General features: G+C 57.5%; 26 protein-coding genes. 15 read left to right on the top strand and 11 right to left on the bottom strand.

Annotation, left to right across the window (positions count from 1 at the left end; translation table 11 throughout):
* Window positions 1–943: 943 nt before the first annotated feature.
* Window positions 944–2,044: an esterase gene (locus tag CFBP5473_RS10385; RefSeq protein ID WP_234881744.1), complete on the top strand. Its 1,101-nt coding sequence runs from the start codon at window positions 944–946 to the stop codon at window positions 2,042–2,044.
* Between the two features lie 56 nt (window positions 2,045–2,100).
* On the opposite strand, the gene CFBP5473_RS10390 is transcribed toward CFBP5473_RS10385, so the two are convergent.
* The gene (locus CFBP5473_RS10390; RefSeq protein WP_027675426.1) at window positions 2,101–3,543 is read right to left on the bottom strand and encodes a DKNYY domain-containing protein; all 1,443 of its coding nucleotides are present in this window, start codon (window positions 3,541–3,543) and stop codon (window positions 2,101–2,103) included.
* 122 nt (window positions 3,544–3,665) lie between these two features.
* Here CFBP5473_RS10390 and CFBP5473_RS10395 point away from each other — a divergent pair, with 122 nt between their 5' ends.
* From CFBP5473_RS10395 to vapC, 6 genes are all read left to right on the top strand, one after another.
* Window positions 3,666–4,049, top strand: a complete 384-nt coding sequence (locus CFBP5473_RS10395) for a hypothetical protein (RefSeq protein ID WP_027675427.1) — start codon at window positions 3,666–3,668, stop codon at window positions 4,047–4,049.
* Window positions 4,050–4,173: 124 nt separating this feature from the next.
* The gene (locus CFBP5473_RS25050; RefSeq protein ID WP_169696860.1) at window positions 4,174–4,344 is read left to right on the top strand and encodes a hypothetical protein; all 171 of its coding nucleotides are present in this window, start codon (window positions 4,174–4,176) and stop codon (window positions 4,342–4,344) included.
* An 8-nt stretch (window positions 4,345–4,352) separates the two neighbouring features.
* On the top strand, window positions 4,353–4,526 hold the full coding sequence (locus CFBP5473_RS25055) for a hypothetical protein (RefSeq protein WP_169696885.1): 174 nt from the start codon (window positions 4,353–4,355) through the stop codon (window positions 4,524–4,526).
* Window positions 4,527–4,603: 77 nt separating this feature from the next.
* Window positions 4,604–6,109, top strand: a complete 1,506-nt coding sequence (gene amn / locus CFBP5473_RS10400; RefSeq protein WP_051441272.1) for an AMP nucleosidase — start codon at window positions 4,604–4,606, stop codon at window positions 6,107–6,109.
* Window positions 6,110–6,172: 63 nt separating this feature from the next.
* On the top strand, window positions 6,173–6,403 hold the full coding sequence (locus CFBP5473_RS10405; protein WP_027675429.1) for a type II toxin-antitoxin system VapB family antitoxin: 231 nt from the start codon (window positions 6,173–6,175) through the stop codon (window positions 6,401–6,403).
* Window positions 6,400–6,789 (top strand): type II toxin-antitoxin system VapC family toxin, encoded by a 390-nt coding sequence (gene vapC / locus CFBP5473_RS10410; protein WP_027675430.1) that lies wholly within the window; start codon window positions 6,400–6,402, stop codon window positions 6,787–6,789. Before CFBP5473_RS10405 ends, vapC begins: the two co-directional genes overlap by 4 nt.
* A gap of 1 nt (window position 6,790) precedes the next feature.
* On the opposite strand, the gene CFBP5473_RS10415 is transcribed toward vapC, so the two are convergent.
* A complete protein-coding gene (locus CFBP5473_RS10415; protein WP_027675431.1) occupies window positions 6,791–7,726 on the bottom strand; it encodes a lysylphosphatidylglycerol synthase transmembrane domain-containing protein in 936 nt (311 codons plus the stop codon).
* A gap of 141 nt (window positions 7,727–7,867) precedes the next feature.
* Between CFBP5473_RS10415 and CFBP5473_RS10420 the strand changes: the two genes are divergently transcribed.
* Complete coding sequence (locus tag CFBP5473_RS10420; protein ID WP_051441273.1) at window positions 7,868–8,842, top strand: glycosyltransferase family 2 protein; 975 nt, start codon at window positions 7,868–7,870, stop codon at window positions 8,840–8,842.
* Between the two features lie 36 nt (window positions 8,843–8,878).
* On the opposite strand, the gene CFBP5473_RS10425 is transcribed toward CFBP5473_RS10420, so the two are convergent.
* From CFBP5473_RS10425 to CFBP5473_RS10435, 3 genes are all read right to left on the bottom strand, one after another.
* Window positions 8,879–9,349 (bottom strand): OsmC family protein, encoded by a 471-nt coding sequence (locus CFBP5473_RS10425; RefSeq protein WP_027675433.1) that lies wholly within the window; start codon window positions 9,347–9,349, stop codon window positions 8,879–8,881.
* Between the two features lie 2 nt (window positions 9,350–9,351).
* A complete protein-coding gene (locus tag CFBP5473_RS10430) occupies window positions 9,352–10,722 on the bottom strand; it encodes an aspartate aminotransferase family protein (RefSeq protein WP_027675434.1) in 1,371 nt (456 codons plus the stop codon).
* Window positions 10,723–10,807: 85 nt separating this feature from the next.
* Window positions 10,808–11,719, bottom strand: coding sequence for a diacylglycerol/lipid kinase family protein (locus CFBP5473_RS10435; RefSeq protein WP_027675435.1), 912 nt, complete (start codon window positions 11,717–11,719; stop codon window positions 10,808–10,810).
* 181 nt (window positions 11,720–11,900) lie between these two features.
* On the opposite strand from CFBP5473_RS10435, the gene CFBP5473_RS10440 reads away from it, so the two are divergent.
* From CFBP5473_RS10440 to CFBP5473_RS10455, 4 genes are all read left to right on the top strand, one after another.
* Entirely contained in the window at window positions 11,901–13,205 is a 1,305-nt protein-coding gene (locus CFBP5473_RS10440; RefSeq protein WP_027675436.1) for an MFS transporter, read from the top strand.
* Window positions 13,206–13,607: 402 nt separating this feature from the next.
* Window positions 13,608–14,981, top strand: a complete 1,374-nt coding sequence (mgtE, locus tag CFBP5473_RS10445) for a magnesium transporter (protein WP_027675437.1) — start codon at window positions 13,608–13,610, stop codon at window positions 14,979–14,981.
* 43 nt (window positions 14,982–15,024) lie between these two features.
* Window positions 15,025–15,354 (top strand): type II toxin-antitoxin system RelE/ParE family toxin, encoded by a 330-nt coding sequence (locus CFBP5473_RS10450; protein ID WP_037170972.1) that lies wholly within the window; start codon window positions 15,025–15,027, stop codon window positions 15,352–15,354.
* Window positions 15,351–15,632 carry a helix-turn-helix domain-containing protein gene (locus tag CFBP5473_RS10455; protein ID WP_027675439.1) on the top strand — a complete coding sequence of 94 codons (282 nt, stop codon included), beginning with the start codon at window positions 15,351–15,353 and terminating at the stop codon, window positions 15,630–15,632. Before CFBP5473_RS10450 ends, CFBP5473_RS10455 begins: the two co-directional genes overlap by 4 nt.
* Window positions 15,633–15,731: 99 nt before the next feature.
* On the opposite strand, the gene CFBP5473_RS10460 is transcribed toward CFBP5473_RS10455, so the two are convergent.
* The 3 genes from CFBP5473_RS10460 to CFBP5473_RS10470 form a co-directional block, all read right to left on the bottom strand.
* Window positions 15,732–16,568 carry an undecaprenyl-diphosphate phosphatase gene (locus CFBP5473_RS10460; protein WP_027675440.1) on the bottom strand — a complete coding sequence of 279 codons (837 nt, stop codon included), beginning with the start codon at window positions 16,566–16,568 and terminating at the stop codon, window positions 15,732–15,734.
* A 128-nt stretch (window positions 16,569–16,696) separates the two neighbouring features.
* Window positions 16,697–18,094, bottom strand: coding sequence for a coniferyl aldehyde dehydrogenase (locus tag CFBP5473_RS10465; protein WP_027675441.1), 1,398 nt, complete (start codon window positions 18,092–18,094; stop codon window positions 16,697–16,699).
* Complete coding sequence (locus tag CFBP5473_RS10470; protein ID WP_027675442.1) at window positions 18,091–18,489, bottom strand: winged helix-turn-helix transcriptional regulator; 399 nt, start codon at window positions 18,487–18,489, stop codon at window positions 18,091–18,093. The genes CFBP5473_RS10465 and CFBP5473_RS10470 overlap by 4 nt, the downstream gene beginning before the upstream one ends.
* Before the next feature lie 137 nt (window positions 18,490–18,626).
* Between CFBP5473_RS10470 and CFBP5473_RS10475 the strand changes: the two genes are divergently transcribed.
* The 3 genes from CFBP5473_RS10475 to CFBP5473_RS10485 all read left to right on the top strand — a co-directional run bounded on the left by CFBP5473_RS10475 (window position 18,627) and on the right by CFBP5473_RS10485 (window position 20,448).
* Window positions 18,627–19,643, top strand: coding sequence for a zinc-binding alcohol dehydrogenase family protein (locus CFBP5473_RS10475; RefSeq protein WP_027675443.1), 1,017 nt, complete (start codon window positions 18,627–18,629; stop codon window positions 19,641–19,643).
* A 105-nt stretch (window positions 19,644–19,748) separates the two neighbouring features.
* Entirely contained in the window at window positions 19,749–20,045 is a 297-nt protein-coding gene (locus CFBP5473_RS10480) for a type II toxin-antitoxin system MqsR family toxin (protein ID WP_027675444.1), read from the top strand.
* A 1-nt stretch (window position 20,046) separates the two neighbouring features.
* Window positions 20,047–20,448 (top strand): type II toxin-antitoxin system MqsA family antitoxin, encoded by a 402-nt coding sequence (locus CFBP5473_RS10485; RefSeq protein ID WP_027675445.1) that lies wholly within the window; start codon window positions 20,047–20,049, stop codon window positions 20,446–20,448.
* 97 nt (window positions 20,449–20,545) lie between these two features.
* On the opposite strand, the gene CFBP5473_RS10490 is transcribed toward CFBP5473_RS10485, so the two are convergent.
* From CFBP5473_RS10490 to CFBP5473_RS10500, 3 genes are all read right to left on the bottom strand, one after another.
* Complete coding sequence (locus CFBP5473_RS10490; RefSeq protein ID WP_413228966.1) at window positions 20,546–21,274, bottom strand: pentapeptide repeat-containing protein; 729 nt, start codon at window positions 21,272–21,274, stop codon at window positions 20,546–20,548.
* 173 nt (window positions 21,275–21,447) lie between these two features.
* Entirely contained in the window at window positions 21,448–21,951 is a 504-nt protein-coding gene (locus CFBP5473_RS10495) for a GNAT family N-acetyltransferase (protein WP_051441274.1), read from the bottom strand.
* 31 nt (window positions 21,952–21,982) lie between these two features.
* Window positions 21,983–23,647 (bottom strand): electron transfer flavoprotein-ubiquinone oxidoreductase, encoded by a 1,665-nt coding sequence (locus CFBP5473_RS10500; RefSeq protein WP_027675448.1) that lies wholly within the window; start codon window positions 23,645–23,647, stop codon window positions 21,983–21,985.
* Between the last annotated feature and the right edge of the window lie 189 nt (window positions 23,648–23,836).

Here is a 23,836-nt window from a genome sequence, read left to right on the forward strand (position 1 = left end):
AGGCGTCGCGTGAGCGGCGCCTTTTTGCTTTGGTATCTCGACCATGCGTTCGTCATCCTCGGGCGTGACCCACTGCTGTCCGGTTTAGATTTTCGGAGTAGCCTTAAGCTATTGATCCTGCTTTACTTTGTATGTTTTCTGCGATTTTGACGTCGTTACGAGAGAACGATATTTGCCGGGGGGACGAAGAGCGTCGCAGAGCCCACCTCCGTCATCCTCGGGCTTGTCCCGAGGATCTGCAACCGGTTGATTTTATTGACGTTAGTAGATCCTCGACACAAGGCCGAGGATGACGGTTGCGGGTGGATTTACCGTCTCTCCTCAAGCCTTTGGCTTTGCATAAAGTCCTAAGGAATCTAAACCGGACAGCAGTGGGCTTGACCCGAGGATCTAACGAACCCCTACGGCAACGTGGTTAGGTCCTCGGGTCAAGCCCATCGCTGTCCGGTTTAAACTGAGTTGGTAGTGTGGGGCGAGACCAACTCCCCCACCCGTCACCCCGCACTTGATGCGGGGTCCAGCAGACGCGCGTCTGCGCGTCAAGAAAGTCTTTCAGACCAAGGACTTGGTCTGACTGGATACCGGATCAAGTCCGGTATGACGGTAGCAGGGGTGGCACCATCGCCACACTGCAGCAAAGGCGGTCAAAGCGTGTCTCAACCGGATTTGAAGGCTGGAACTGGATTGCATTCAACGCCTCGTCTCATATCCGCATATTTAAACCGGTCAGCGGTGGGTCAAGCCCGGTATAACGGGAGATGGGGGCGACGTGTTGGCCCGCCACCGTCACTGGCTTACGTCAACCGCCACAAAAACTACTAACTTATTGAAATAACCAACCTCATCTGCCAGTCTCCCCCCGGGGCATCTATCTGGAGGAGATTTCATGCGTTTATTGCTGCCTGCCATCCTTATCACCAGTTGCATTGTGAGCGGACCTGCCATGGCCATTGACCCACCCGCATCGCCACCCGCCAACCGTCCGTTGAACGAGTTCGTCACCGCCGTCGAAAAGGATGGCTCGATCACCTTCCGTCTGTTCGCGCCTTCGGCAAAGGCGGTGTCGGTCGTGCTCGGCTCGCGCGCGCCGGTGGAGATGACCAAGGCGGAAAGCGGGGTTTGGAGCGTAAAGAGCGAGGCGCTGAAGCCCAATCTCTATGAATATTACTTCAATATCGATGGCTTCCGCAGCATCGATACCGGCACGAATTACCCGAAGCCGCAGCGGCAGGTGAATACCAGCCTCATTCTGGTACCCGGCAGCATTCTCGATATCAAAGACGTGCCACATGGCGAGCTTCGCATGGTGACGATACCGTCCAAGGCGCTGAAATCGCAGCGACAGACCTATGTCTACACGCCACCGGGATATAGCGATGCATCCGAGCCCCTGCCCGTGCTGTATCTCTATCATGGCTTCGGCGATACGGTCGCCTCATGGGTCGATCAAGGCCGCGCACCGCAAATTCTCGACAATCTGCTGGCGGAAAAGAAGATCGAGCCGATGATCGTCGTCATCCCCGACACCGAGGCCGACATTCCCGAAGCAATCGCTGAAAACTTCCCCGGTGCGGACCGTCGCAAGAATTTCTACCCGATCAATGCCGATGCTATCGACCGCGAACTGGTGGAAGACCTCATTCCCTACATGAAGCAGCACTACAAGGTGCGTGACGATGCCGACAGCCGCGCTGTCGTCGGCCTCTCACAAGGCGGCTACCAGGCCCTCGTCTCCGGCCTCACCCACCTCGGCACCTTCGGCTGGATCGCCAATTTCAGCGGCGTCTCCACCACCACCGTCCCGAACAAGGCCGTCGAAGCCGCGCTTGCCGAGCCGGACAAGGTCAACAAGGCCCTCCACAACTTCACCGTCACCGTCGGTACGAAGGACGAAGTCACCGGCAAAGACATCGCCAGCCTCAAGAAAATCCTCGACGAAAACAAGATCAAGCACGACTACGTGGAATACAAAGATCTAGGCCACGAAATGGATGTCTGGCGTCCGTCATTCGAGGCGTTTTTGGGGAAGGTGTTCAGGAAGTAGGGTTATAGGTCAACACCGCCTCATTCACAAATGGGGCGGTGACAACGCGAAGGACGTTAAAGTTTCGCCTTCTTGATGCTTCCGTTAACAATGCGATAGCGGTAGTTGGCGTCCTCAGCACCGCCATCTTCGTCGACTACAATAAAGCTTTCGGCTTCAATCGACTTCTGGACGGCGCCGGTAACGAAGGAAAAAACGACTTTCTCATCGGTACCCCAGAAACCGTTGAGTTTTACAAAGCTCCGACCCTCGATACCAGCAACGATGAGCGTCCCGTTGGATCTATAAAGTCCCTTGTCATCGGCCGCCCAGCAATTGGTCGCACTTTCGCAGAGAAAGCGGAAGCTGGCAGCATCCATCTTTTTCTGATGAGTTCCACGCAGATATACGCGAGTTGAATCGGCGGCCCACACGCCGCGCTCTCCAAATGTTTCGAAACTCTTGGCGTCCGCTTCATCCAGCACAACAAGAACCTCATCGGTGTGCCCGAACGGCCAACTCGTTCGGGCATGCGAAGCTGCGTAAACTCGTTTACCATCCTTCGCGAGCGGAACGACAGACTGAAACACCTGAAATTTCGCCGGGTCGGCATGCTCGACGCCATAACCGTTGAAATAAACTGTCTTTTCGTCCTTCCCGAAAAGGTCCTTGATCGGGATGAAAGACTGGCGATCCGCACCCGCAATTCGCCTTGAGCGACAAAACACGCTTTTCGCGTCGCGCGCATGAAAGGCATCAAGCGGCTCGAAACTGGCCGGATCTGCATGACGGACGAGATTGAAGACGTCCCGAGACTCCCGCGGAGTTGTAAATGTCTGCCTGAAAAACACGGCGTTTGAAGTCCGATACCAATCATCCGCAATCTGTTGCGCACCATCGGCGCTGAATGGGTAGTCAGGATGCCACCAACCGACAGTGTCGGGGTGATGTTTGACGAACCAGTCCTTCAACAGCATCTGGTGTTCGTCGCAGAGCGAATACTGCACCGTTTCGTGATGCTTGGAGTCGTTACTCAAGCTCAGTGAATCGAAGAGATGGTAGAGATCGTGCTTGTCTCCAACGTACGAGCCGTTCGCGACCAGAGTATCTGTATCAAGGCTTTCGAAATGGAAAAAGCTTGAGCCGGTTTTGACGTATAGGCAATGCTTGTCCCTGGCGAAACAGTTGGTGCATTCCATAAGTGAAAAGCTGAGCGGATCAGCACCGGGAATAACCCTTTCTTCGAGATAGACGTGGTTGCCGTCCAAGCCGTAGTTATCATCCAGCACACGAAATCCCTCGGCGTCACGCGTGACGAACCTCACCTTTTTGTTGCGCTGATGATACCACCAGATACCCTCTTTATCCCGCAGATATGCTCCGATCTGGTATCCGGCTTTAAATGCATGGATAACGGAAAAATCGTTCCCTGAAATGCCGCCGAGAACTTCGACAGGCACGTCGACACCGTCCCCGATAAGAAAAACTTTTCTGTCCCGAATTGCGAAAGCCTCGCTCACCGCGTCTTCTCCATGACCGTCAAACACTATTTTCAGGATGCTACCACAACCAAAACCTATCGATATTGCAATCCTGGATAATCAAAGATAATAATTTCGCGCCAAACAAACGGAAACTGCGAATGAGCAAAGTTGTCGCTCCGCCAGATGTCATAGGCTCACAGCAGAAGCGCCGCGTCCACCTCGTGAGGGCGTTGCGCATTGCAGCGGCGATTTCGCTTGGCGTCGTAGCAATGGTTTACGTGATGGAATTTGACGGTAGTATGCTGTTTCTGATCGGCGCCGATTTCCTGCTTCTGATCGCCTGCGGGCCAACAATGCTCAGAAGTCTGAGGGTGTGGGATGCCATTGCAAATGGCGCGGAGGGCATTCTGCCTCTTCTCCTGTTAGGCGTCCTGATAATGCTTCTCCCAGTCGTCGCTGTGGTTTTTCTCGTCATCGAGCTATCGGAGGCCGCTTTTACTCGTTCACAAAACGAGGCATGCAGTGGAAATTCACAACTTTAGAGATTGACCGCCCCATTAACCTCCCTGAACCCCACATGAACTCACCCCTCAGGGTTGGTTCAGTCCAAACGTGGCAATGTCGTGTCCAGAATAAGGGACATGGCAACGTAAGTGGGGAATGGACATGGGAATTCTGGTACGTCGTTTTAGCATCATCGTTCTTCTGATGGCGATTTTTGCCATGTCTTTTGCGGCGCTGGTCATTAATCCAGATCGCAGTTTTCAGCGGGTGAATATGGGCTCGGCATTCAGCTGCCAGCACAGTTTTTCCAGCAACTGCCACGTCACGCTGTGAGATCGGCCATGGGGATGCGTTTTTCCAACAGCTTGGCTGCCGGTCTGCGGGTGGCGATCATGGCTTCGATCTTTCTGGGGCCGTTTGCGGGGCTGGCGCTCTACAAGGCCGAGCCGCAGCCACAGTCACGCGGCGCTGGCTTCGTGCTGTTGATGAGCCTTCAGCGCGGCAATCTGGGCTAAGAGCAGCCACGCCAATCTTTTTGAAACGCACATATTTCTGTCGCTTGCCTGTCGAAATTGGCTCTCTATAATGGGCCATGACAATAGCTAAGCACACGATTCCACAACTCTCCTTCATCACGCCAGAGCCTTTCGCGCCGCAGACTTTTACCGATGCGAAAGAGGCGGTAGCGGCGTTGACCGCGCTTTATGAGCGCAATACGAATTTCCTCATCAAATCCTTCACGGATCTGGCGCAGGGCGCGCCTATCGAGGGGCGGTATCGCGCCTGCTATCCGCAGGTCAGTATCGAGACCTCGACATTCGGTCATGTGGATTCCCGCCTGTCTTATGGCCACGTCACCTCGCCCGGCGTTTACACCACCACCATCACCCGCCCGCAGCTTTTCAGGCATTACCTGAAGGAGCAGCTGGGGCTGTTGATGAAGAACCACAATGTTCACGTCACCATTGCCGAATCCGCGACGCCCATTCCGCTGCACTTCGCCTTCGGTGAAGGTGCCTATGTGGAAGCGGCTGCCGCCTCTTCGCTATCTGACGTGCCGCTGCGCGATCTCTTCGATACGCCGGATCTGAACAACACGGACGATCTGATTGCCAATGGCGAGTATGATCAGGTGCCGGGCGAGCCCGCGCCGCTGGCGCCATTTACAGCGCAGCGCATCGATTACTCGCTGGCGCGCCTCAGCCATTACACGGCAACGAGCGCAAACCACTTCCAGAACTTCGTGCTCTTCACCAACTACCAGTTCTACATCGATGAGTTCGCCACATGGGCGCGTAAGCTGATGGCAGATGGTGGTGAGGGATACACGGAATTCGTGGAGCCCGGCAACATCGTCACGCAGGCCGGTTCCGACCGCCCGATAACCGACATGACGCTGGCGCGTCTGCCACAGATGCCTGCCTATCACCTGAAGAAGAAGGGCCATGCGGGCATCACGCTCGTCAATATTGGCGTCGGCCCCTCCAATGCCAAGACGATCACCGACCACATTGCCGTGCTGCGCCCGCATGCCTGGCTGATGGTTGGCCACTGCGCGGGCCTGCGCAACAGCCAGCGTCTGGGCGATTATGTTCTGGCCCATGCCTATGTGCGCGAAGACCACGTTCTGGATGACGATCTGCCCGTCTGGGTGCCGATCCCTGCCCTTGCCGAAGTGCAAATGGCGCTGGAAGGTGCCGTAGCGGAAGTCACCGGTTATGAGGGCTTCGAGCTGAAGCGCATCATGCGCACCGGCACCGTTGCCACCATCGATAACCGCAACTGGGAACTTCGCGATCAGGCAGGCCCGGTCAAGCGGCTGTCGCAATCGCGCGCCATCGCACTCGACATGGAATCCGCCACCATCGCCGCCAACGGTTTCCGGTTCCGCGTGCCATACGGCACCCTGCTCTGCGTTTCCGACAAGCCGCTGCATGGCGAGCTGAAACTGCCCGGCATGGCCACGGAGTTCTACCGCACCCAGGTCGCCCAGCATCTGCAAATCGGCATCCGCGCCGTGCAGAAACTGGCCGCGATGGATACGGAAAAGCTGCATTCCCGCAAGCTAAGAAGCTTTTACGAGACGGCGTTTCAATAGGATTTGCAGGAGATATGGCCTTGGTGTATAATTTCGTAAATTGATACACCAAGGACATCAACCATGCGCACGAATATAGAAATTGATGACGCATTGATTGCCGAAGCACTTGAATTGAGTGGCTTGACCACAAAGAAAGCGGTTGTTGAACTCGCTCTTAAAGAACTCATCGATTACCACAGCCGAAGAAAAGCTTTGGACGAGCTCACTGGCATGGGGTGGGATGGCGATCTTGATGAGATGCGCGGCGGTAGCAACATTTATACAGCTCACAATCAACACGCCGCAGAATGATCGTTATCGATAGCTCAGTTTGGATTTCCATCTTGAGAGGTGCGACAAATGCACAAACAGAGAAATTTCATGCTATCCCGCGCTTAAGAGATGTTCTCTTAGGCGATGTCGTGTTGCTTGAAATCCTTCAGGGTGCACAAAGCGACCAACATGCTGCAAATATGCAAGCGCGAATGACCAAGTTCCAGCTCGTTCCAATGCTATCGCCTGATTTGGCCGTCAAAGCCGCAATGCATTATCGTCGGCTTCGCCAGCGGGGCATCACCATCCGAAAAACCACCGATCTCATCATCGGCACGTATTGTATCGAACACGGCCATGCCCTGCTGCACTCCGACAGGGATTTCACTCCTATGGCCGAACATCTCGGCCTTCGCATTGCCTGAGCTATTTCCGCTTCGGCACGAACAGCGCCATTGTCGTTCCAATCAGCGATGACAGGATGACCAGCAGGTGGACGTTGACGGCGGCTTGGCCAAGCGCGGAGAGTGCCTCTTCGGCGGGTGAGGCGCCGAAGCCGAGGGCGCCTGCGGTGATGCCTGCGGGATAGGTGCCGACGCCGCCAGGCGCGTGGACTGGAAGCACGGAAGAAAGCTCGCCACCCAGCGCGCCGCCGAAGCTTGCAGGCAGCGCGATGTCGCCCATCAGCATCAGTACCCAGGCCAGCACCGCGATTTTGACGAACCAGTTGATCAGAGTCACGCCCCAGGCACGCAAAAAGGCGCGGCCATCCACCGGCAGTCCAGCCTTAACCTCATCGATCAATCGGCCAATCTTTGCAGAGGATACACGCCCGATGGTGCGGAAGATGATATGGCGCGCAGAAAAGCCGATAGCGGGCAGAAGCAGAAACGCAATCCATATCGCCCATCCCCAGAGTTCTTTTCTTTCCAGCGCCAGCCCCATTCCGGCAGCAGCGAGAAGCGCGTGAAGATCGAACAGGCGCATGACGAACAGCGCAGAGGTTCCGCGCACCAGATTGACGCCGAATTCCCGCCTCATCAGCAGCGGAAAGCTCGTCTCGCCGCTGCGAAACGGCATCATGATATTGAGCAGATTGTGAATCTGGACGACGCGGAACAGCGTTCCGAAGCGGGCGCGCGTTTCCGCTGGAAAGTAGTCATAGATACGCCAGGTGCGCAGAACATAGGTCGAGACGAGCAGTACCAGAGCCAGCGCTATCGTGCCCCAACCGGCGTGAGACCACAGGCGGAATATCGCGTCCCAGCCCCACATCCACTGGATGAAACCGGCATAGGCAACAACGACAAAGACGGTGCCAAGCGTCATCGCGTTGCTGGCAAGCCACGCCCCTGATTTCATCCTGTGTGGATTATCTTTCAAATGATGGCCTAACTGGACAAATTGCGTGGCGAGGCCTATCCGGCAGGTGAGCATATTAACAATGCCTTACCTGGGGAAGCCTCCGTGCCCACAACGACCGCCCTTCGAAGCGAGATTCTGATGAACACAGCGCCCGAACTATCGCTTGTCGTGCCGATTTTCAATGAGCAAGAGAGCGTCGGCCCGTTGATCGAGCGTGTTGTGGAGGCAATGGCGAATTATGACGCGGCGTGGGAACTCATTCTGGTGGATGACGGCAGCACGGACGCAACCATCGTCAACGCCAGAGCCTATCTCGGTCGCGAAGGGCTCGATCTGAAAATCGTCGCCCTCCAGCGCAATTTCGGCCAGACAGCGGCCATGCAGGCGGGTATCGACACGGCCAAAGGCCGCCTGATCGCCACTCTCGATGGCGATCTCCAGAATGACCCGAAAGACATTCCGATGCTGGTTTCCGAGCTTGAGCGTCGTGAACTGGACCTGCTGGTCGGCTGGCGCAAGAACCGTCAGGATGGCCTGATGCTGCGCAAGATCCCGTCCTGGATCGCCAATCGCCTGATTGGCCGCATTACCGGCGTTCGCCTGCATGATTACGGCTGTTCGTTGAAGATTTATCGCACCTCCGTCATTAAGCAGGTCAAGCTGATGGGCGAGATGCACCGCTTCATCCCGGCCTGGGTCGCGGGCGTGGTGCCCAGCACCCGCATCGGCGAAATGCCGGTAACGCACCATGCGCGCCAGTTCGGCACTTCGAAATATGGAATTTCACGCACTTTCCGTGTCATTCTCGATCTGCTGTCGGTCATGTTCTTCATGCGCTACAAGGCGCGCCCGGGCCATTTCTTCGGCTCGCTGGGCCTCGGCCTCGGCGCCCTTTCCGCCGTCATCATGTTCTATCTCTTCATAGACAAGTTCATTCTCGGCAACGACATCGGCACGCGCCCGATGCTGATGGTAGGCGTCGTCCTGCTGCTCTCCTCCATGCAGTTCATCACCACCGGCATCCTCGCCGAAATGATCGCCCGCCTCTATTACCGGGACGAACGCACACCGAATTACATCGTAAGTAAGACTTTCAGTTCGGACGAAGAGTAGGGATTTTGCGCCGGCGAGCGTCCATCGGACAGTGGCTCAACCCATCCTGATCGTCGGCTCAACGCGGATCGGGAAGTTCACCGAATTGGCGATAAAGCATTTTTCGTGGGCGTCGTGGTGAAGCTCTGTTGCTGTCTGCAAGTCACCCTTCGTCAGAGTAATCACCGGCTTTAGCACGACTTCGGTAAAGTGCCCGCCACCGTCGCGCGTCAGCACCATCGTCCCTTCCGGCGCATCCTCATAGTCGCTGACGACAACGCCGGAGACGGCGCAGAAGTGCAGGTACCACAGCTTGTGACAGGCGGAGATGGAGGCGAGCAGCAGTTCTTCCGGGTTCCAGCGTGCGGGATCGCCGCGAAAAGCGGGATCGGAGGAGCCGGCGATGTCGGGTTTTCCATCTGCTGAAATTACGTGGTTGCGGTCATAGTCGCGGTAGCCGGAGGTGCCGGTTCCGCGGTTTCCCGTCCACTTCACCTGCACGGTGTAGCGATGTTCCTGATCTGCCATTCTTAAACTTTCACGGTATCGCGCAGATGGTCCAGCCCCTTGCGCAGCGTTTCGATGATCTGGTCCACTTCCGAGTGGCTGATGGTGAGCGCGGGTGAGGCAAGCATGCGGTCTCCCGTTGCGCGCATCACCAGACCGTTTTCCAGGCAGTGGTTGCGCACGATGACGCCGATATCGTCCGGCTGTTCGAAGCGCCTGCGCGTTCCCTTATCCGCCGTCAGCTGCAAGCCGCCCATGAGGCCAACATTGGCCGCCTCGCCCACCACCTCATGGTCCATCAGGCTTTGCCAGCCTTTCGTGAAATAGGGGCCGATATCATCGCGCACGCGCTCCACCAGCCCCTCATCCTCAATGATGCGCAGGTTTTCCAGTGCGGCAGCGGCGCAGACGGGGTGGCCGGAATAGGTGAAGCCGTGGTTGAAATCACCCACCTCGCTCAGCATCACCTCCGCCACCCGGTCGGAAACGATAACACCGCCAATCGGCAGATAGCCGGAAGAGAGACCCTTGGCGATGGGCGCCAAATCCGGCTCGTAGCCGAAATGCTGGTAGCCGAACCATGAACCCAGACGCCCGAAGCCGCAGATCACCTCGTCGGAGACCAGCAGAATATTGCGTGCCTTGCAGATGCGCGCGATTTCCGGCCAGTAGGTTTCCGGCGGCACGATGACGCCCCCTGCCCCCTGAATGGGCTCGGCCACGAAAGCGGCGACATTTTCCTCGCCCAGCTCATCGATTTTCGCATCCAGCTCCCGCGCAACCTTCAGGCCGAAATCCGCCGGGGAGAGATCTCCGCCCTCGGCATACCAGTATGGCTGGCCGATATGCGCCACGCCTTCGATTGGGAGATTGCCCTGTTCATGCATCCATTTCATGCCGCCAAGCGAAGCACCGGCCACGGTGGAGCCGTGGTAGCCGTTGCGGCGCGCAATCACCTTCGTCTTCGTCGGGTGGCCCAGCGCCTTCCAATAAACCCGCACCATGCGAAACCATGTATCGGTGGCTTCCGATCCAGAATTCGTAAAGAACACATGGTTCATCTTCGGCCCGGCGCGCGAGGCGATCTTCTGCGCCAGCAGCGTTGCGGGCGGCGTGGTGGTGCCAAAGAAGGCATTATAATAGGGCAGCTCATTCATCTGCCGGGAAACGGCATCGGCGATTTCGCGGCGTCCATAGCCGATATTGACGCACCACAGACCCGCGAAAGCATCGAGGTATTTCTTGCCGGTGCTGTTATAGATGAACACGCCCTCCGCCCGCTCGATGATGCGCGTGCCGGAAGCGTTCAGCTTGCCCATGTCGGAAAAAGGATGAAGGTGGTGCGCGGCGTCGATTGCGGCCAGGTTCGAAACCGTTCTCGATATGTCGTTCATCGCGTTACCTGCTCCCCTGCATCATATCTGGCGGGGAGCATGGCGGCTTCACCTGGTTTTTGCAAGGCCGCCTAGCGCAGCGAAATCAAACGTTTGTGGAATCCTTTGCCACGATGACTTTCAGTTCACCGGCATGGATTTGCAGCTTCACATCCTTGTCCATAGGCAGCAATTCGCCGTCGATCACGCAACGAACATCGTTCCTGCGTCTGGGAAAATGCAGCTCCACCTCCTCCACCGCCATGGCTGTTACGGCTGCGTTTTCCTTCAGCTTGCCGCGAAGAATATCAACCGCGAGGCCAGCAACACCAGAAGGCGTCAAGGCTTCCGCAAGGTAGAAACCAAGATGGCCGCGCGTGATATCATCCGCCACCAGCAGCGGGTTTGGCCCGAATTCGTTGTTGGAGGCGGAAATGGCGCAGACGCGCCGGTGCTGCGTCTCTCCACCAACCGTAAATTCTACGTCGAAAACAGGCGGGTCGAGCACGACGCCAATGGCAGCGCGAATATTGGCGCGGATTTTTCCAAGGCGGGAGGCATATTGCATCTTGTCGCGAATGCGCACCATGCGCGCATGCAGACCGGCGGAAAACTGGTGCACGAACGGGTGTCCGTTGGCGCTGGCAATATCCACATTCTGTACATGGCCCTCAGCCAGCGTATCGACAGCCTGCCAGATATCCAGCGGCAGTTTCAGCGAGCGGGCAAACAGGTTCATCGTACCGGCAGGTACCACGCCAAGTGCGATATTGTGCTTCCACGCAATTCCTGCGGCTGCGGAAATCGTTCCATCGCCACCACCCGCAATCAGGCCTTCCAGCCCGGTTTCATCGGCGGTACGCTCCATTTCCTGCACGATATCCTTGCCGGAAATCACGCGGCAGTCGATATCATGGCCCGCTTGCGTGAACACGCGTTGCGCGTGGTCACGATAGGCCTCCATATCCGTGGTCTTGAACGTTCCGCCATCGCGGTTGAAGATCGCAACCAACTTCATGTGCCCATCCAGCTTAGGTTTTCGCGCAAAGCGCGTCTTTAATCGAATAGAACCGAAAGGGTTCCGTACACCATTGCGTGAAAAGTTGATTTTATCGAATCAAACACTACCGCGATGCACAAAAGGATGATAGTTTTGCGATAAGGTCATTTTGGTGACCAAAGACTTCCAGTCAGGGCAGATCGAGTTCTTCGGTCTTGCCCTTTTTTTCTTTTGCCACGATCCGTTACCCATGACCCAGACCTGCCCTTCCGAAAACCGCGTTGCAGCGGACGACGAAACCATTGCGCAATCTGCCGCACCCATTCCGCTGACACCGCTTTCCATCGCCTTGATCGAACTGGCGCTTGCAGCAGGCGGCTTCGGCATCGGCACGGGTGAATTCGCCATTATGGGGCTGCTGCCGGATGTCGCCGATACCTATGGCGTTACCGTTCCTGTCGCGGGTTATGTCATCACCGCCTATGCGCTGGGCGTCGTCATCGGTGCGCCGATCATCGCCGTGCTGGCCGCGCGGCTCACACGCCGCGTGCTGCTTCTTTCGCTGATGGGCGTGTTTGCCGCCGGTAACATCCTCAGCGCCATGGCACCGGATTTCTGGACCTTCACCGCGCTTCGCTTCATCACCGGCCTGCCGCATGGTGCCTATTTCGGCGTCGCCGCGCTGGTGGCTGCCTCCATGGCACCCATCCACAAACGCGCCCGCGCAGTCGGTCGCGTCATGCTCGGCCTCACCATCGCAACCCTTCTCGGCACACCGCTTGCCACCTTCTTCGGCCAGATATTCTCGTGGCGCGCCGCCTTCATGATGGTTGGCGGCATTGCCCTTCTGACGGTTGCGCTGCTCTGGCTCTTCCAGCCGCGCGACAAGGTGCAGGAAGGTGCAAGCATATGGCGGGAGCTTGGCGCGTTTCGCCGCGTGCAGGTGTGGCTGACGCTCGCCGTTGCCTCGGTTGGTTTTGGCGGCATGTTCTCCGTGTTCAGCTATATCGCCAAGACGACGACCGATGTCGCCATGATGCCTGTCTCCACCGTTTCCATGGTGCTGGCGCTGTTCGGCATCGGCATGAATGTCGGCAATGTCGTCGGCTCGCGCCTCGCCGATCTTTCGCTGAACGGCACGATTGGCGGTATGCTGGCGCTCAACGTTCTGCTCATGGCACTGTTCGGCCTCACCGCGCATAATCCTTACATGCTGTGCCTGTGCGTCTTCCTCATCGGCTGCGGCTTTGCCGCCTGCCCCGCCGTGCAGACCCGTTTGATGGACGTGGCAGCCGACGCCCAGACACTCGCCGCCGCCTCCAACCACTCCGCCTTCAACATAGCCAACGCCCTCGGCGCATGGCTCGGCGGCATCGTCATCGCCATGGGCTACGGCTATGCAGCCACCGGTTACATCGGCGCAGTCCTTTCCTTCGGCGGACTGCTTGTTTTTGCCGTTGCGGTTGTGCTGGAGCGGCGGGAGAAGGCGGCTTTCGCAGGCTGATTTTCCAGAAACCACATCTCCGTCATTCCGGCCTTGAGCCGGAATCCAGTAGCGTCGCGTCTGCGGCGCAAAGAGTCTATTGTGATCAAAGACTTGATCACACTGGATCCCGCATCGAGTGCGGGATGACGGCGGTGAAATCAGCGCACTCCCACCCCTCAAATCAACCTTGCCAAAATTTCATATTCACCCCGCTTGACTATTTCCAGATTCAGGCGCACCACAGGCCTTACGTGCAGATGAAATCCTTCTGGCACGGATATCCACGGAGCATCATTAGATGTCTAGCGACAGTAGTAGTCGATTGCCTTTGCCGAGACCGGCGAGACGTGCACTGATCTGACTCCTGTCGGCTCACCACGTTCCGCCGAGATCGGCGGATCGACTAGAAGGTGAGCAATCATGAACTTCCATAACCTCTCCCTGAGAGCCAGCAAGGCCGCACGTCTTTTCCGCAGCGGTGACGCAGGCCCAATCACAATTGCAGAACGCGTCGATCAGCTGAACGCTCTCGACGTTACCGAAGCCGTGGGCGCATTGCTGAAGATGCCTCAGGCAAAAGCCGTTGCCGTTCTGGACCGCCCGGAACTGCATCATGCTGCCGATATCATCTCCGCCATTCCGCTGGATCAGGCCGCCCGCCTCATCAACCTCATGTCGGACGACCGTGTTGCCGACGTCATGGCAGAGATGGACGATGCCCATCGCACCCGCCTCTTCTCCCGGCTGGACCGCGCAACGGCAACCGCCATTCAGCACCTGATGACCTATCCGCCCCGCACGGCTGGCTCCATCATGTCGACGGAGTTTGTCAGCGTGCCGGATAGCTGGACGGTGGAACAGACCCTTTCGCACATTCGCGTCGTAGAGCGTTCGCGTGAAACGGTCTATGCCATCTATGTGCTGGCTGAAGACGGAACACTGACCAAGATCGTGACGCTGCGCCGCCTCGTCACGGCTGAAGCCAATGCCCCCATCCTCTCCGTCGCATCCAAGGAAGGCGTCGTCTACGCCGATCCCCTGATGTCGCAGGAAGATGTTGCCCGCCTCATCCGCAAGCACGATCTGCTGGCCATTCCGGTCGTGGATGAGCACGCCCATATCCTCGGCATCGTCACCGTGGATGACGTGATCGACACCATGATTGCCGATACGACTGAGGATGCGCACAAATTCGGCGGTATGGAAGCGCTCGGCAAGCCCTATATGTCCATGGGTTTTCTGGACATGATCCGCAAGCGCGCCGGCTGGCTTTCCGCCCTCTTCCTCGGTGAAATGCTGACGGCCAGCGCCATGCAGCATTTCGAGGGTGAGCTGGAAAAGGCCGTCGTGCTGACGCTCTTCATTCCGCTGATCATGTCATCCGGCGGCAACTCCGGCTCGCAGGCAACATCGCTCATCATCCGTGCGCTGGCGCTGGGCGAATTGAAGCTCTCCGACTGGTGGCGTGTGCTGGTGCGCGAACTGCCAAGCGGTCTGGCCCTCGGAGCAATCCTCGGCGCCATCGGCTTCCTGCGGCTCACCATCTGGCAGCAGGCCGGTTTCTATGATTATGGCGAACACTGGCTGCTGGTCGGCTTCACCGTATTCTGCGCACTGGTCGGCATCGTCACCTTCGGCTCGATCTGCGGCTCCATGCTCCCCTTCATCCTCCAGCGCCTGCGCCTGGACCCCGCCAGCGCCTCGGCCCCCTTCGTGGCAACCCTGGTGGATGTCAGCGGCCTCGTCATCTACTTCTCCGTTGCGCTGGTTATTTTGAGCGGGACGTTGCTGTAGTTACCACTTGTCAGGACTATACAAAATTTTGTATAGTCCTGACATGAAGACAATCAGGTTCCGGGGCAGCGCCCTTAGTGATTTACGCGCTTTTCCGGAAACCGCACGGCGGGAAGCTGGATACCAGCTCGATAAGGTACAGCACGAACTGGAGCCCTCTGATTGGAAGCCGATGGCTTCCATTGGAAAAGGTGTCCATGAAATTCGGATCAGAGATGCGTCTGGCGCGTTTCGAGTGATCTACGTAGCCAAGTTCACTGTGTCGATTTACGTACTGCATTGTTTTCAGAAGAAAACGCAGAAGACCAGCAAAACGGACATCGATCTGGCGACCAAGCGCTATAGCGATCTTGTAAAGGAACTGAGCCAATGAGCAGCGAGACATTCGAAAGCGTATGGGACGCGATAGAAGATACCGTCGCAGAGGCCGAAAACATGAAGCTCCGGTCGACCCTGATGATGGCGCTTGAAAGACACATAAAGTCGAAAAGCTGGACTCAAGGTCAGGCAGCGCGCGCGCTAGGCGTAACCCAGCCGCGCATATCCGATCTGTTGCGCGGCAAAATCGACCTGTTCAGCCTCGATACCTTGGTCAACATGGCTGCTGCTGCCGGTCTGCATGTTGAAATGCATGTGCTGGAAGCTGCTTAGTTTTATAGCCTTACGAATTAATACCAAATAAAATTACCCGGTGCCCGACCCGGCACCGGGTATTGCGCCATCCGCTATCAATAGCAGAACGGGCGCGGGTTAGATTGGCTTGATGACGCCCGTGAAGAGTAGACCCAGCAGCGCGAAGCCGATGATGATTCGGTACCAGACGAAGGGCATGTAGCTTTTCGTGGAGACCAGCTTGAGAAACACCACGATAACCGCGTAGCCGACGACGAAGGAGATCAGCGTTGCGAGTGCCGTCTGGCCCCAGCCGACCGGGTTATCCTGGCCGATGCTCTTGAACAGCTGGTAGAAGCCCGAGCCGAAGACGGCAGGGACTGCCAGCAGGAAGGAGTAACGCGCAGCGGCTTCGCGGGTGTAACCCAGGAGAAGGCCTGCGGTAATCGTGCCGCCGGAGCGGGAAACGCCGGGGATGAGTGCCATGGCCTGCGCGAAGCCGAAGATGATGCCGTCGCGCCAGATCAGCTTGTTCAGCGGATATTTCTTCTGGCCGATCTTGTCCGCCCAGCCGAGGATGATGCCGAAGACGATCAGCATGACAGCGGTGATGTAAAGGTTGCGCAGCGAATGCTCGATGGCATCCTTGAACAGCAGGCCAAGCAGCACGATTGGAACCGAGCCGATGATGATGAGCCAGCCAAGGCGGACATCCGCCGGATCGTAAACGCCGCCGAGGCGAAGGTTCTTGCGCAGCCACGCCATGGCAATGCGCATGATATCGGACCAGAAATAGACAAGCACCGCCAGTTCGGTACCGATCTGAATGATGGCGGTAAACGCCGCGCCGGGGTCTTCGCCCGTTCCCAGAAACTCTCCAGCGATCCTCAGATGCGCGCTGGAGGAAATTGGCAAGAATTCCGTAAGACCTTGAATAAAACCGAGAATCGCTGCCTCGATCCAACCAATACCCATACTAGTCCGTCCCTGAGCTGAAGAATCACTGCGCGAAATTATGAAGCAATCCGGGCAGTTCCATGTTGCAGTGCAAAAATAATTGTAAGGATAGTTCACGCCGGGCGGCGCGCTGCAAATCCTTCCTCCTAACGGAGGAGAAAAGCAAGTGCCGCCTTCGCCAGCTGCCCGAATGGCGGACGTAAAAGGCTCGGCACGCTGAAGCGCCCTTGTGAGAAAACGCCCTTAGCGTGGCTCATGCGACGGAAGCCCTCGATGCCGTGATAGGCACCCATGCCGCTGGGGCCGACGCCGCCAAATGGCAGGTCATCCTGCGCCACATGCAGCACGGTGTTGTTAATGCCGACATTGCCGGAAGTGGTGCGAGCGAGTATCTCGCGGCACACATCCCCCTGCTCTTCTCCGAAGATATATAGCGCAAGCGGCCTTGGCTTTGCGTTGATATAGGCCACCACCTCGGAAACATCTCGATAGCTGCGCACAGGCAGGATAGGCCCAAAAATCTCCTCCTGCATCACCGCCATGTCGTCAGTCGGGTTCAAGACGAGTGTCGGCGTCAGCACGCGCATCCTCGTTCCAGCCTGCGCCATTTTGGCGGCTGGTTTCAGCGCGGCACCTTTCCCGCGCGCGTCCTCAAGCAACGCGTTCAACCGAGTGAAATGCCTGTCGCTGATGATCGATGCATAGTCTTTGGCTGCGATCCCATCGGGATAGGATCTCACGACGGCCTGATCGAACGCATCGACAAAGGCTTCGATCTCCGTTTCATGCACGAAGACGTAATCCGGCGCAACGCAGGTCTGCCCGGCATTGGCGAGCTTTCCGAAGGTGATCGACGCCACGCTCTCCGCATTGACGTGCCCCTGCTGGATGATCGTCGGGCTCTTGCCGCCCAACTCCAGCGTTACCGGCACAAGGTTCTCGCTTGCCGCCTTCATCACCATGCGTCCAACCTGCGTGCTGCCGGTAAAGAACAGGTGGTCGAAGGGCAAGCCGCTGAACTCGGCACCCACCTCGGCGTCGCCAAGAACCACGGAAACCTTTTCTTCCGGGAATATCGCGGCCAGCATGTCCTTCATCAACTGGCTGGTTCTCGGCGTCAGTTCGGAAGGCTTCAGCATGGCACGGTTGCCCGCTGCAAGCGCCGTTGCCAGCGGCACCATGGCCAGCAGAAATGGATAGTTCCACGGTGACATGATGCCGATGACGCCGAGTGGCTGATACTCCACCCATGCGCGCCCACGCTGGAAGGTTGCCGCCACATGCCGTCGTTCCGGCTTCATGAACCGCTTCAAATTGCGGCTGAGATAATCGATGGCCTGCACAACGCCGACGATATCCAAGAGCGCCGTTTCATAGGGAGAGCGTCCGCCGAAATCCGCATCGACTGCCTCTTCTATTCTCTTTCGGTGCGCGGTGACTGCCTTGCGAAGCGCGTTCAGATCGGCTCTTCGCTGCACGAGTGTCGGCGGGCCATTCTTGATTAAGGCATCGCGCTGCTTGTGCAGAACCTCCGCGGCGCTCATTCGGCAGCGACCATTGCGGGAGCTTCAACCGGCGGCACGATGCTTTTTGCGCCGTTCTTGCAAACCACATGCGCGTCGCCCCAGCTCTTCAGCGCAGCGATTACCGGCTCCATGCTGAGGCCAAGCGGTGTCAGGCTATAATCGACACGCGGCGGCACGACCGGGAAGACCTTGCGGGAGATCAGCCCTGCCTCCTCCAGCTCGCGAAGCTGCTTGGTCAGCATGCGTTGGGTAACGTTTGGAATATGACGGCGCAGCCCGTTGAAGCGCAGCGTTCCCTCGTTCAGCAGGTGGTAGAGGATCACGCCCTTCCACTTGCCATCCAGAAAGCTCAGCGTGGATTCCACCGGGCATCCGGGAAAATTATCCGTCAGTTTCGCGCGGGGTCTGGACATGAAAAGGCTCCGTTTTCAGTATCTTGCGGCGGCCACAGTATCCTTTTTGTACGTATATACAAAAAATGTGCATTCTTGCGGCCTTTGCTTATATCTATCAAATAGGCTCCAACGCCACAAGCAAAGGAGAAAGCATCATGCGCGCCATCGGTTACAAGAGCTCGAAACCCGTCACGGAAACCGACGCATTGGTCGATTTCGAACTGCCCGTGCCGGAAGCAAAGGGGCATGATCTGCTGGTGGAAGTGAAGGCCGTGTCCGTCAACCCTGTCGACACCAAGGTCCGCCGCAACCAGCCGCCGGAAAACGGCCAGACCCGCATTCTGGGCTTCGATGCCGCTGGCATCGTCAAGGCGGTGGGTGAAGGTGTCACCCTGTTCAAACCGGGCGATGAGGTTTTCTATGCGGGTGCAATCAACCGCCCCGGCTCCAACAGCGAGTTTCATCTGGTGGATGAGCGAATCGTCGGCAAAAAGCCGCAGAGCCTCAGCTTCGAAGAAGCCGCCGCCCTGCCGCTGACCGCCATCACGGCCTATGAAGCGCTATTCGATCGCCTCAAGGTAAAGGACCCTGTTGCGGGCGGCGCGAATGCGATTGTCATCATCGGCGGCGCTGGCGGCGTCGGCTCCATCGCCATCCAACTGGCGCGGCAGTTGACCGATCTCACCATCATCGCCACCGCCTCGCGCCCGGAAACGAAGGAATGGGTCGCCCAACTCGGCGCGCATCACGTCATCGACCACAGCCAGCCTATTGCTCCGCAGGTCGAAGCCCTCGGTCTTGGCGCTCCATCCTTCATCTTCTCAACCACCAACAGCGACGCCCACGCCGCCGCTAGCGTCGCGCTGATCGCGCCACAGGGACGTTATTGCCTGATCGACGACCCCGCAGGCGGCTTCGACGCCATGCCCTTCAAGCGCAAGGCAATTTCCATCCACTGGGAAATGATGTTCGCCCGCCCCGTCTTCGAAACCGCGGATATTCTGGAACAGCACAAGCTGCTGAACCACGTTTCCGAACTGGTCGATACCGGCAAGATCAAGACCACGCTGACAGACGTGTTCGGCAAGATCAACGCGGAAAACCTCATCAGGGCCCACGCGCTGATCGAAAGCGGGACGGCAAAGGGAAAGATTGTTTTGGCTGGGTTTTGATACGGAGTTGAAATCAAACCGCCTGTTGCGCAATATGTTGTGCAGCAGGCGGCCAGTCGCGCAGCTATTTTTAAGAATTGATTTTTTAACCTACTAGGTTATTTTATGGAAAAGACCGCGCCGCATACTGTGCTCGAAGATGTATGGCGATTATTGGATGAAGGCAAAGTCAGGGAAACATTCTCAGCCTTGAGCGGAGCCGCGGCTCTCGGCATGTCGCGGAGTGATATGCATGACGTCGTACGTGCCCTAAGCCTCAAGGATTTCTTCAAATCCATGACGGCTTACCACGACGAGAATGTCTGGCATGATGTCTATAAACCGGTGACGCCCTTCGGGCATCTATATGTAAAACTGATCGTATCGAACAACGTATTGATCGTGTCGTTCAAGGAGAAGTAAAATGGCTTGCCCTATTTGCGGCGCTGATGCCGTGACGAAGGAAACGCGCGATCTTGAATATTCCTATAAAGGACAAGTCACGACCATTCCTCATGTAACGGGCACATTTTGCAGCGCTTGCGGCGAAGCCATACTGGAAGGCGAAGAGAGCGAACGCGTGAGCGCCGCGATGCTCGCTTTCAACAGACAGGTCAATGCGAGCTTTGTCGACCCGGAATTTATAGCGACGGTGCGCAAAAAGCTTTCGCTGGACCAGCGGGAAGCAGGCGATCTTTTCGGCGGTGGCGTGAACGCCTTCTCGCGTTACGAGAACGGCAAATCACGCCCGCCGCGCTCCCTTATTCAGTTGCTCAAGATATTGGAGAAGCACCCCGACCTGCTGGACGAAATCAAGGCTGCCTGAATTAGCGAAAGCACGAAACGGTCTGCTCACGGACAATGCGTTCAAACGAAGACCGAGAGCGTTTCCTTGTTAAGTGAAAACGCCCCGATACCAATGATCAATCCTCGTCCGGATCTTCCGGGCAAGGCCATGAACCGGGCTTGTTCAACCCCTGCGGAAGCTTGGTCTTGTCGTCGCCGCAGGCGATGTCGATCTGTTTTTGATCGAGGCCGGTGGCGGAGGAGAGGTCCAGGCCTTCGATGCGGGTCAGAAGCAGGAACGAGTTTTCGAAATCGATGGGGCCGGTGAATTTTGCGCCTTCGAAGCGGGCGCGGGAGAGGTTGGCCATGCTGAATTTCGTGCCCGTCAGCATTGCGCCTTCAAAATCGGCGCGGCCGAGTTCAGCCTTGGTGAAATCCGTGTTGACCAGCTTGGCGTTCTGGAAATTGGCGCGCTGCATCTCGGCATTGACGAATTTGGCGTTTTCCGCGTTCACATCGCTGAAATCACTGCGATACGCCTCGATCTTCACGAGGTTCGCATCCTGCAACTGGGAGGATGCGAGCGAGGTGCGGATCAGCTTCGCCTTCTCGAAATTCGCCTTGTTGAGCGATGAACCGCGCAGGTCGGTATAGGTGAAATCCGTGCCGTGCAGATCGGCACCATCCAGAATGCTGCCACCCAGCATCAGCAGGCGCTTGTTGCACTCGCTCCAGTCGATCTGCGCCGCCGCATCCGCCCGGCAGCTTGCCGCCATGACGGGGCGACCATCGAGCGTCGCAAACGCGATAACCGCCAGCGATGCGCCGAGGGCAAGCTTGATATTCTTTCGCAAAACCGAAACCATTCTGGCCAGATTCGCCATAAATCCACTCCCAAACCGCGCTATCGGAACACGTCCATCCGTGATCCTTGCTGGTTCTCCCAATACTTAGTTTATCCGCGCCGTTACTGCAAATGCTGCGCCGGTAAAGATATTCTCTCCTAACCAGACCGTCGCGGATTTGTTCATGCCCTCGCTCACAGACCCAGCCGCATCGCCACGCGGCGCTCTGCATCGAGCCCGGATTCGACCTGTTTTTCAAGCCTTTCAAGCAGAAATGCAGGCGTTTCGGCATTCTCCAGAATGCGAAAGCCCAATTTTGAATAGAAGGGCGCATTGAACGGCGCGTAGCGATCCGTGGTCAATAGGGCAAACCTCAAGCCCCGCTCCCTGCCCTTTTCCAGCAGCGCAAGCATCAGGGCGCGGCCAATGCCTTTGCCCTGCGCGGCACGTTCCACATCGACTTCCGCGATATAAAGATCACCGTCGACAACCGAGCCCAGCGCGAAGCCAAGAACACGCCCACCCTCTTCCGCGACAAGAAGAAGCCCCTGATCGAAACTTGCCTGCAACAGATGAACCGGCGCAACCGCAGGCTCCAGCGAAACATTGCAAGCCTGCGCCCAGACCACAAAAGCATCGAGCTCTATTTCCGCAAGCCGCCCGAATTCGCCCTGCCGTCCAGCGCGGATAATCACCATTCTCGCGTCACCGGCATCCGTCTGACGAGCATCACATATTCGCGTAAACCGGCCCCTCTCCGCCCTGCGGTGGCACCCAGTTGATGTTCTGGTTGGGATCTTTGATATCGCAGGTTTTGCAGTGGACGCAGTTTTGCGCGTTGATGACGTAGACCTCTTCGCCATCCTTTTCCACCCACTCGTAAACTCCGGCGGGACAGTAGCGCGTGGACGGTCCGGCATAGACGTCGTGTTCGGAGCGTTTTTGCAGGTCCATGTCCTTTACCTGCAGGTGCACCGGCTGGTCTTCCTCGTGGTTGGTGGAGGAGAGGTAGACGGAGGAGAGGCGGTCAAAGGTCAGAACGCCGTCGGGCTTTGGGTAGGCAATCGGCTTGTGGAACTTTGCCGGTTCCAGGCTCTGCGCATCCGTCTTGCCGTGTTTCAGCGTGCCGAAAATGGAGAAGCCGAACAGCTGGTTCGTCCACATATCGAGACCGCCAAGGCCGACGCCGATGGCCGTGCCGAATTTCGACCAGAGCGGTTTGACGTTGCGAACGCGCTTCAGGTCCTTGCCGATATCACCAGCGCGCCACTCGTTCTCGATCTCGATCACTTCATCATTGGCGCGGCCTGCGGCCAGCGCTTCCGCAATCTTGTCCGCCGCCAGCCTGCCGGAAAGCACGGCATTGTGGCTGCCCTTGATGCGCGGAACGTTGACGAGGCCAGCCGAACAGCCGATCAGCGCGCCACCGGGGAACGTCAGCTTCGGCACGGATTGATAGCCGCCTTCGGTAATTGCACGCGCGCCATAGGAAACGCGCTTGCCGCCTTCGAAAGTTGAAGCGATGGCCGGGTGCGTCTTGAAGCGCTGGAATTCCTCGAAGGGATAGAGATAGGGGTTCTTGTAGTTCAGGTGAACGACGAAACCGACGGCAACGAGGTTGTCTTCCAGATGATACAGGAAGGAGCCGCCGCCCGTCTTCATGCCCAGCGGCCAGCCGAAGGAGTGCTGTACGAGGCCTTGTTTGTGGTTCTCCGGCTTGACCTGCCAGAGCTCTTTGATGCCGATACCGTATTTCTGGACGTCGCGATCCTTCTGAAGATCGAATTTCGCAATCAGCTGCTTGGCAAGCGAGCCGCGCACGCCCTCGCCGATCAACACATATTTGCCCATTAGCGCCATGCCGCGCGTAAATGCCGGGCCGGGTTCGCCGTTGCGCTCCACGCCCATGTCACCGGTCGCAACGCCGATCACGGCACCCTCGTCATTATAAAGGACTTCGGTTGCGGCAAAGCCCGGATAGATCTCGACGCCGAGACCTTCCGCCTTTTCCGCCAGCCACCGACAGACGAGGCCGAGCGAAACAATGTAATTGCCGTGATTGTTCATCAGCGGCGGCATCAGGAAGTTCGGAAGACGAATGGAGCCCGCGGGCCCAAGGAACAGGAACTGGTCATCCGTGACCTTGGTCTTGAACGGATGCCCCTCCTCCTCGCGCCAGCCGGGCAGCAGGCGGTCCATGCCGATAGGGTCCACCACCGCGCCGGACAAGATATGCGCACCGACTTCGGCGCCCTTTTCCAGCACCACGACGGAAAGTTCTGGATTGACCTGTTTCAGCCGAATGGCAGCCGAGAGGCCCGCAGGGCCAGCCCCGACGATAACGACGTCGAATTCCATCGATTCGCGTTCCGGCAATTCCATTTCTTCCGTCATAGGGTCCTCATCCATTCGCCGGTCCCATCCGGCTTCTTCTTGTCATTTCGCTCCGGGCTCATTTTCAGGCCGCGGATGTCGCCATGAAAATCATGGCGTAAAGTCAGTTCCTTCTTGGCAAAGCCACAGGCCTTTGTCGAGCGTCAATAGCGCCAATTCCTGTCTCGCCGCCAACCGGTTCAAACGAAG

The sequence above is a fragment of the Agrobacterium larrymoorei genome (assembly GCF_005145045.1).
GTDB classification, from domain to species: domain Bacteria; phylum Pseudomonadota; class Alphaproteobacteria; order Rhizobiales; family Rhizobiaceae; genus Agrobacterium; species Agrobacterium larrymoorei.

Bases quoted from the DNA above. Each gene is read 5' to 3' on its own strand.
- CFBP5473_RS25050 (WP_169696860.1), top strand. From the start codon at position 4,174: ATGGGAATTCTGGTACGTCGTTTTAGCATCATCGTTCTTCTGATGGCG.
- amn (WP_051441272.1), top strand. From the start codon at position 4,604: ATGACAATAGCTAAGCACACGATTCCACAACTCTCCTTCATCACGCCA.
- CFBP5473_RS10480 (WP_027675444.1), top strand. From the start codon at position 19,749: ATGGAAAAGACCGCGCCGCATACTGTGCTCGAAGATGTATGGCGATTA.
- CFBP5473_RS10420 (WP_051441273.1), top strand. From the start codon at position 7,868: ATGAACACAGCGCCCGAACTATCGCTTGTCGTGCCGATTTTCAATGAG.
- mgtE (WP_027675437.1), top strand. From the start codon at position 13,608: ATGAACTTCCATAACCTCTCCCTGAGAGCCAGCAAGGCCGCACGTCTT.
- CFBP5473_RS10430 (WP_027675434.1), bottom strand. From the start codon at position 10,722: ATGAACGACATATCGAGAACGGTTTCGAACCTGGCCGCAATCGACGCC.
- CFBP5473_RS10495 (WP_051441274.1), bottom strand. From the start codon at position 21,951: ATGGTGATTATCCGCGCTGGACGGCAGGGCGAATTCGGGCGGCTTGCG.
- CFBP5473_RS10470 (WP_027675442.1), bottom strand. From the start codon at position 18,489: ATGTCCAGACCCCGCGCGAAACTGACGGATAATTTTCCCGGATGCCCG.
- CFBP5473_RS10435 (WP_027675435.1), bottom strand. From the start codon at position 11,719: ATGAAGTTGGTTGCGATCTTCAACCGCGATGGCGGAACGTTCAAGACC.
- CFBP5473_RS25055 (WP_169696885.1), top strand. From the start codon at position 4,353: ATGGGGATGCGTTTTTCCAACAGCTTGGCTGCCGGTCTGCGGGTGGCG.
- CFBP5473_RS10455 (WP_027675439.1), top strand. From the start codon at position 15,351: ATGAGCAGCGAGACATTCGAAAGCGTATGGGACGCGATAGAAGATACC.
- CFBP5473_RS10405 (WP_027675429.1), top strand. From the start codon at position 6,173: ATGCGCACGAATATAGAAATTGATGACGCATTGATTGCCGAAGCACTT.
- CFBP5473_RS10490 (WP_413228966.1), bottom strand. From the start codon at position 21,274: ATGGTTTCGGTTTTGCGAAAGAATATCAAGCTTGCCCTCGGCGCATCG.
- CFBP5473_RS10465 (WP_027675441.1), bottom strand. From the start codon at position 18,094: ATGAGCGCCGCGGAGGTTCTGCACAAGCAGCGCGATGCCTTAATCAAG.
- CFBP5473_RS10450 (WP_037170972.1), top strand. From the start codon at position 15,025: ATGAAGACAATCAGGTTCCGGGGCAGCGCCCTTAGTGATTTACGCGCT.
- CFBP5473_RS10385 (WP_234881744.1), top strand. From the start codon at position 944: ATGGCCATTGACCCACCCGCATCGCCACCCGCCAACCGTCCGTTGAAC.
- CFBP5473_RS10395 (WP_027675427.1), top strand. From the start codon at position 3,666: ATGAGCAAAGTTGTCGCTCCGCCAGATGTCATAGGCTCACAGCAGAAG.
- vapC (WP_027675430.1), top strand. From the start codon at position 6,400: ATGATCGTTATCGATAGCTCAGTTTGGATTTCCATCTTGAGAGGTGCG.
- CFBP5473_RS10500 (WP_027675448.1), bottom strand. From the start codon at position 23,647: ATGACGGAAGAAATGGAATTGCCGGAACGCGAATCGATGGAATTCGAC.
- CFBP5473_RS10425 (WP_027675433.1), bottom strand. From the start codon at position 9,349: ATGGCAGATCAGGAACATCGCTACACCGTGCAGGTGAAGTGGACGGGA.
- CFBP5473_RS10475 (WP_027675443.1), top strand. From the start codon at position 18,627: ATGCGCGCCATCGGTTACAAGAGCTCGAAACCCGTCACGGAAACCGAC.
- CFBP5473_RS10460 (WP_027675440.1), bottom strand. From the start codon at position 16,568: ATGGGTATTGGTTGGATCGAGGCAGCGATTCTCGGTTTTATTCAAGGT.
- CFBP5473_RS10415 (WP_027675431.1), bottom strand. From the start codon at position 7,726: ATGAAATCAGGGGCGTGGCTTGCCAGCAACGCGATGACGCTTGGCACC.
- CFBP5473_RS10485 (WP_027675445.1), top strand. From the start codon at position 20,047: ATGGCTTGCCCTATTTGCGGCGCTGATGCCGTGACGAAGGAAACGCGC.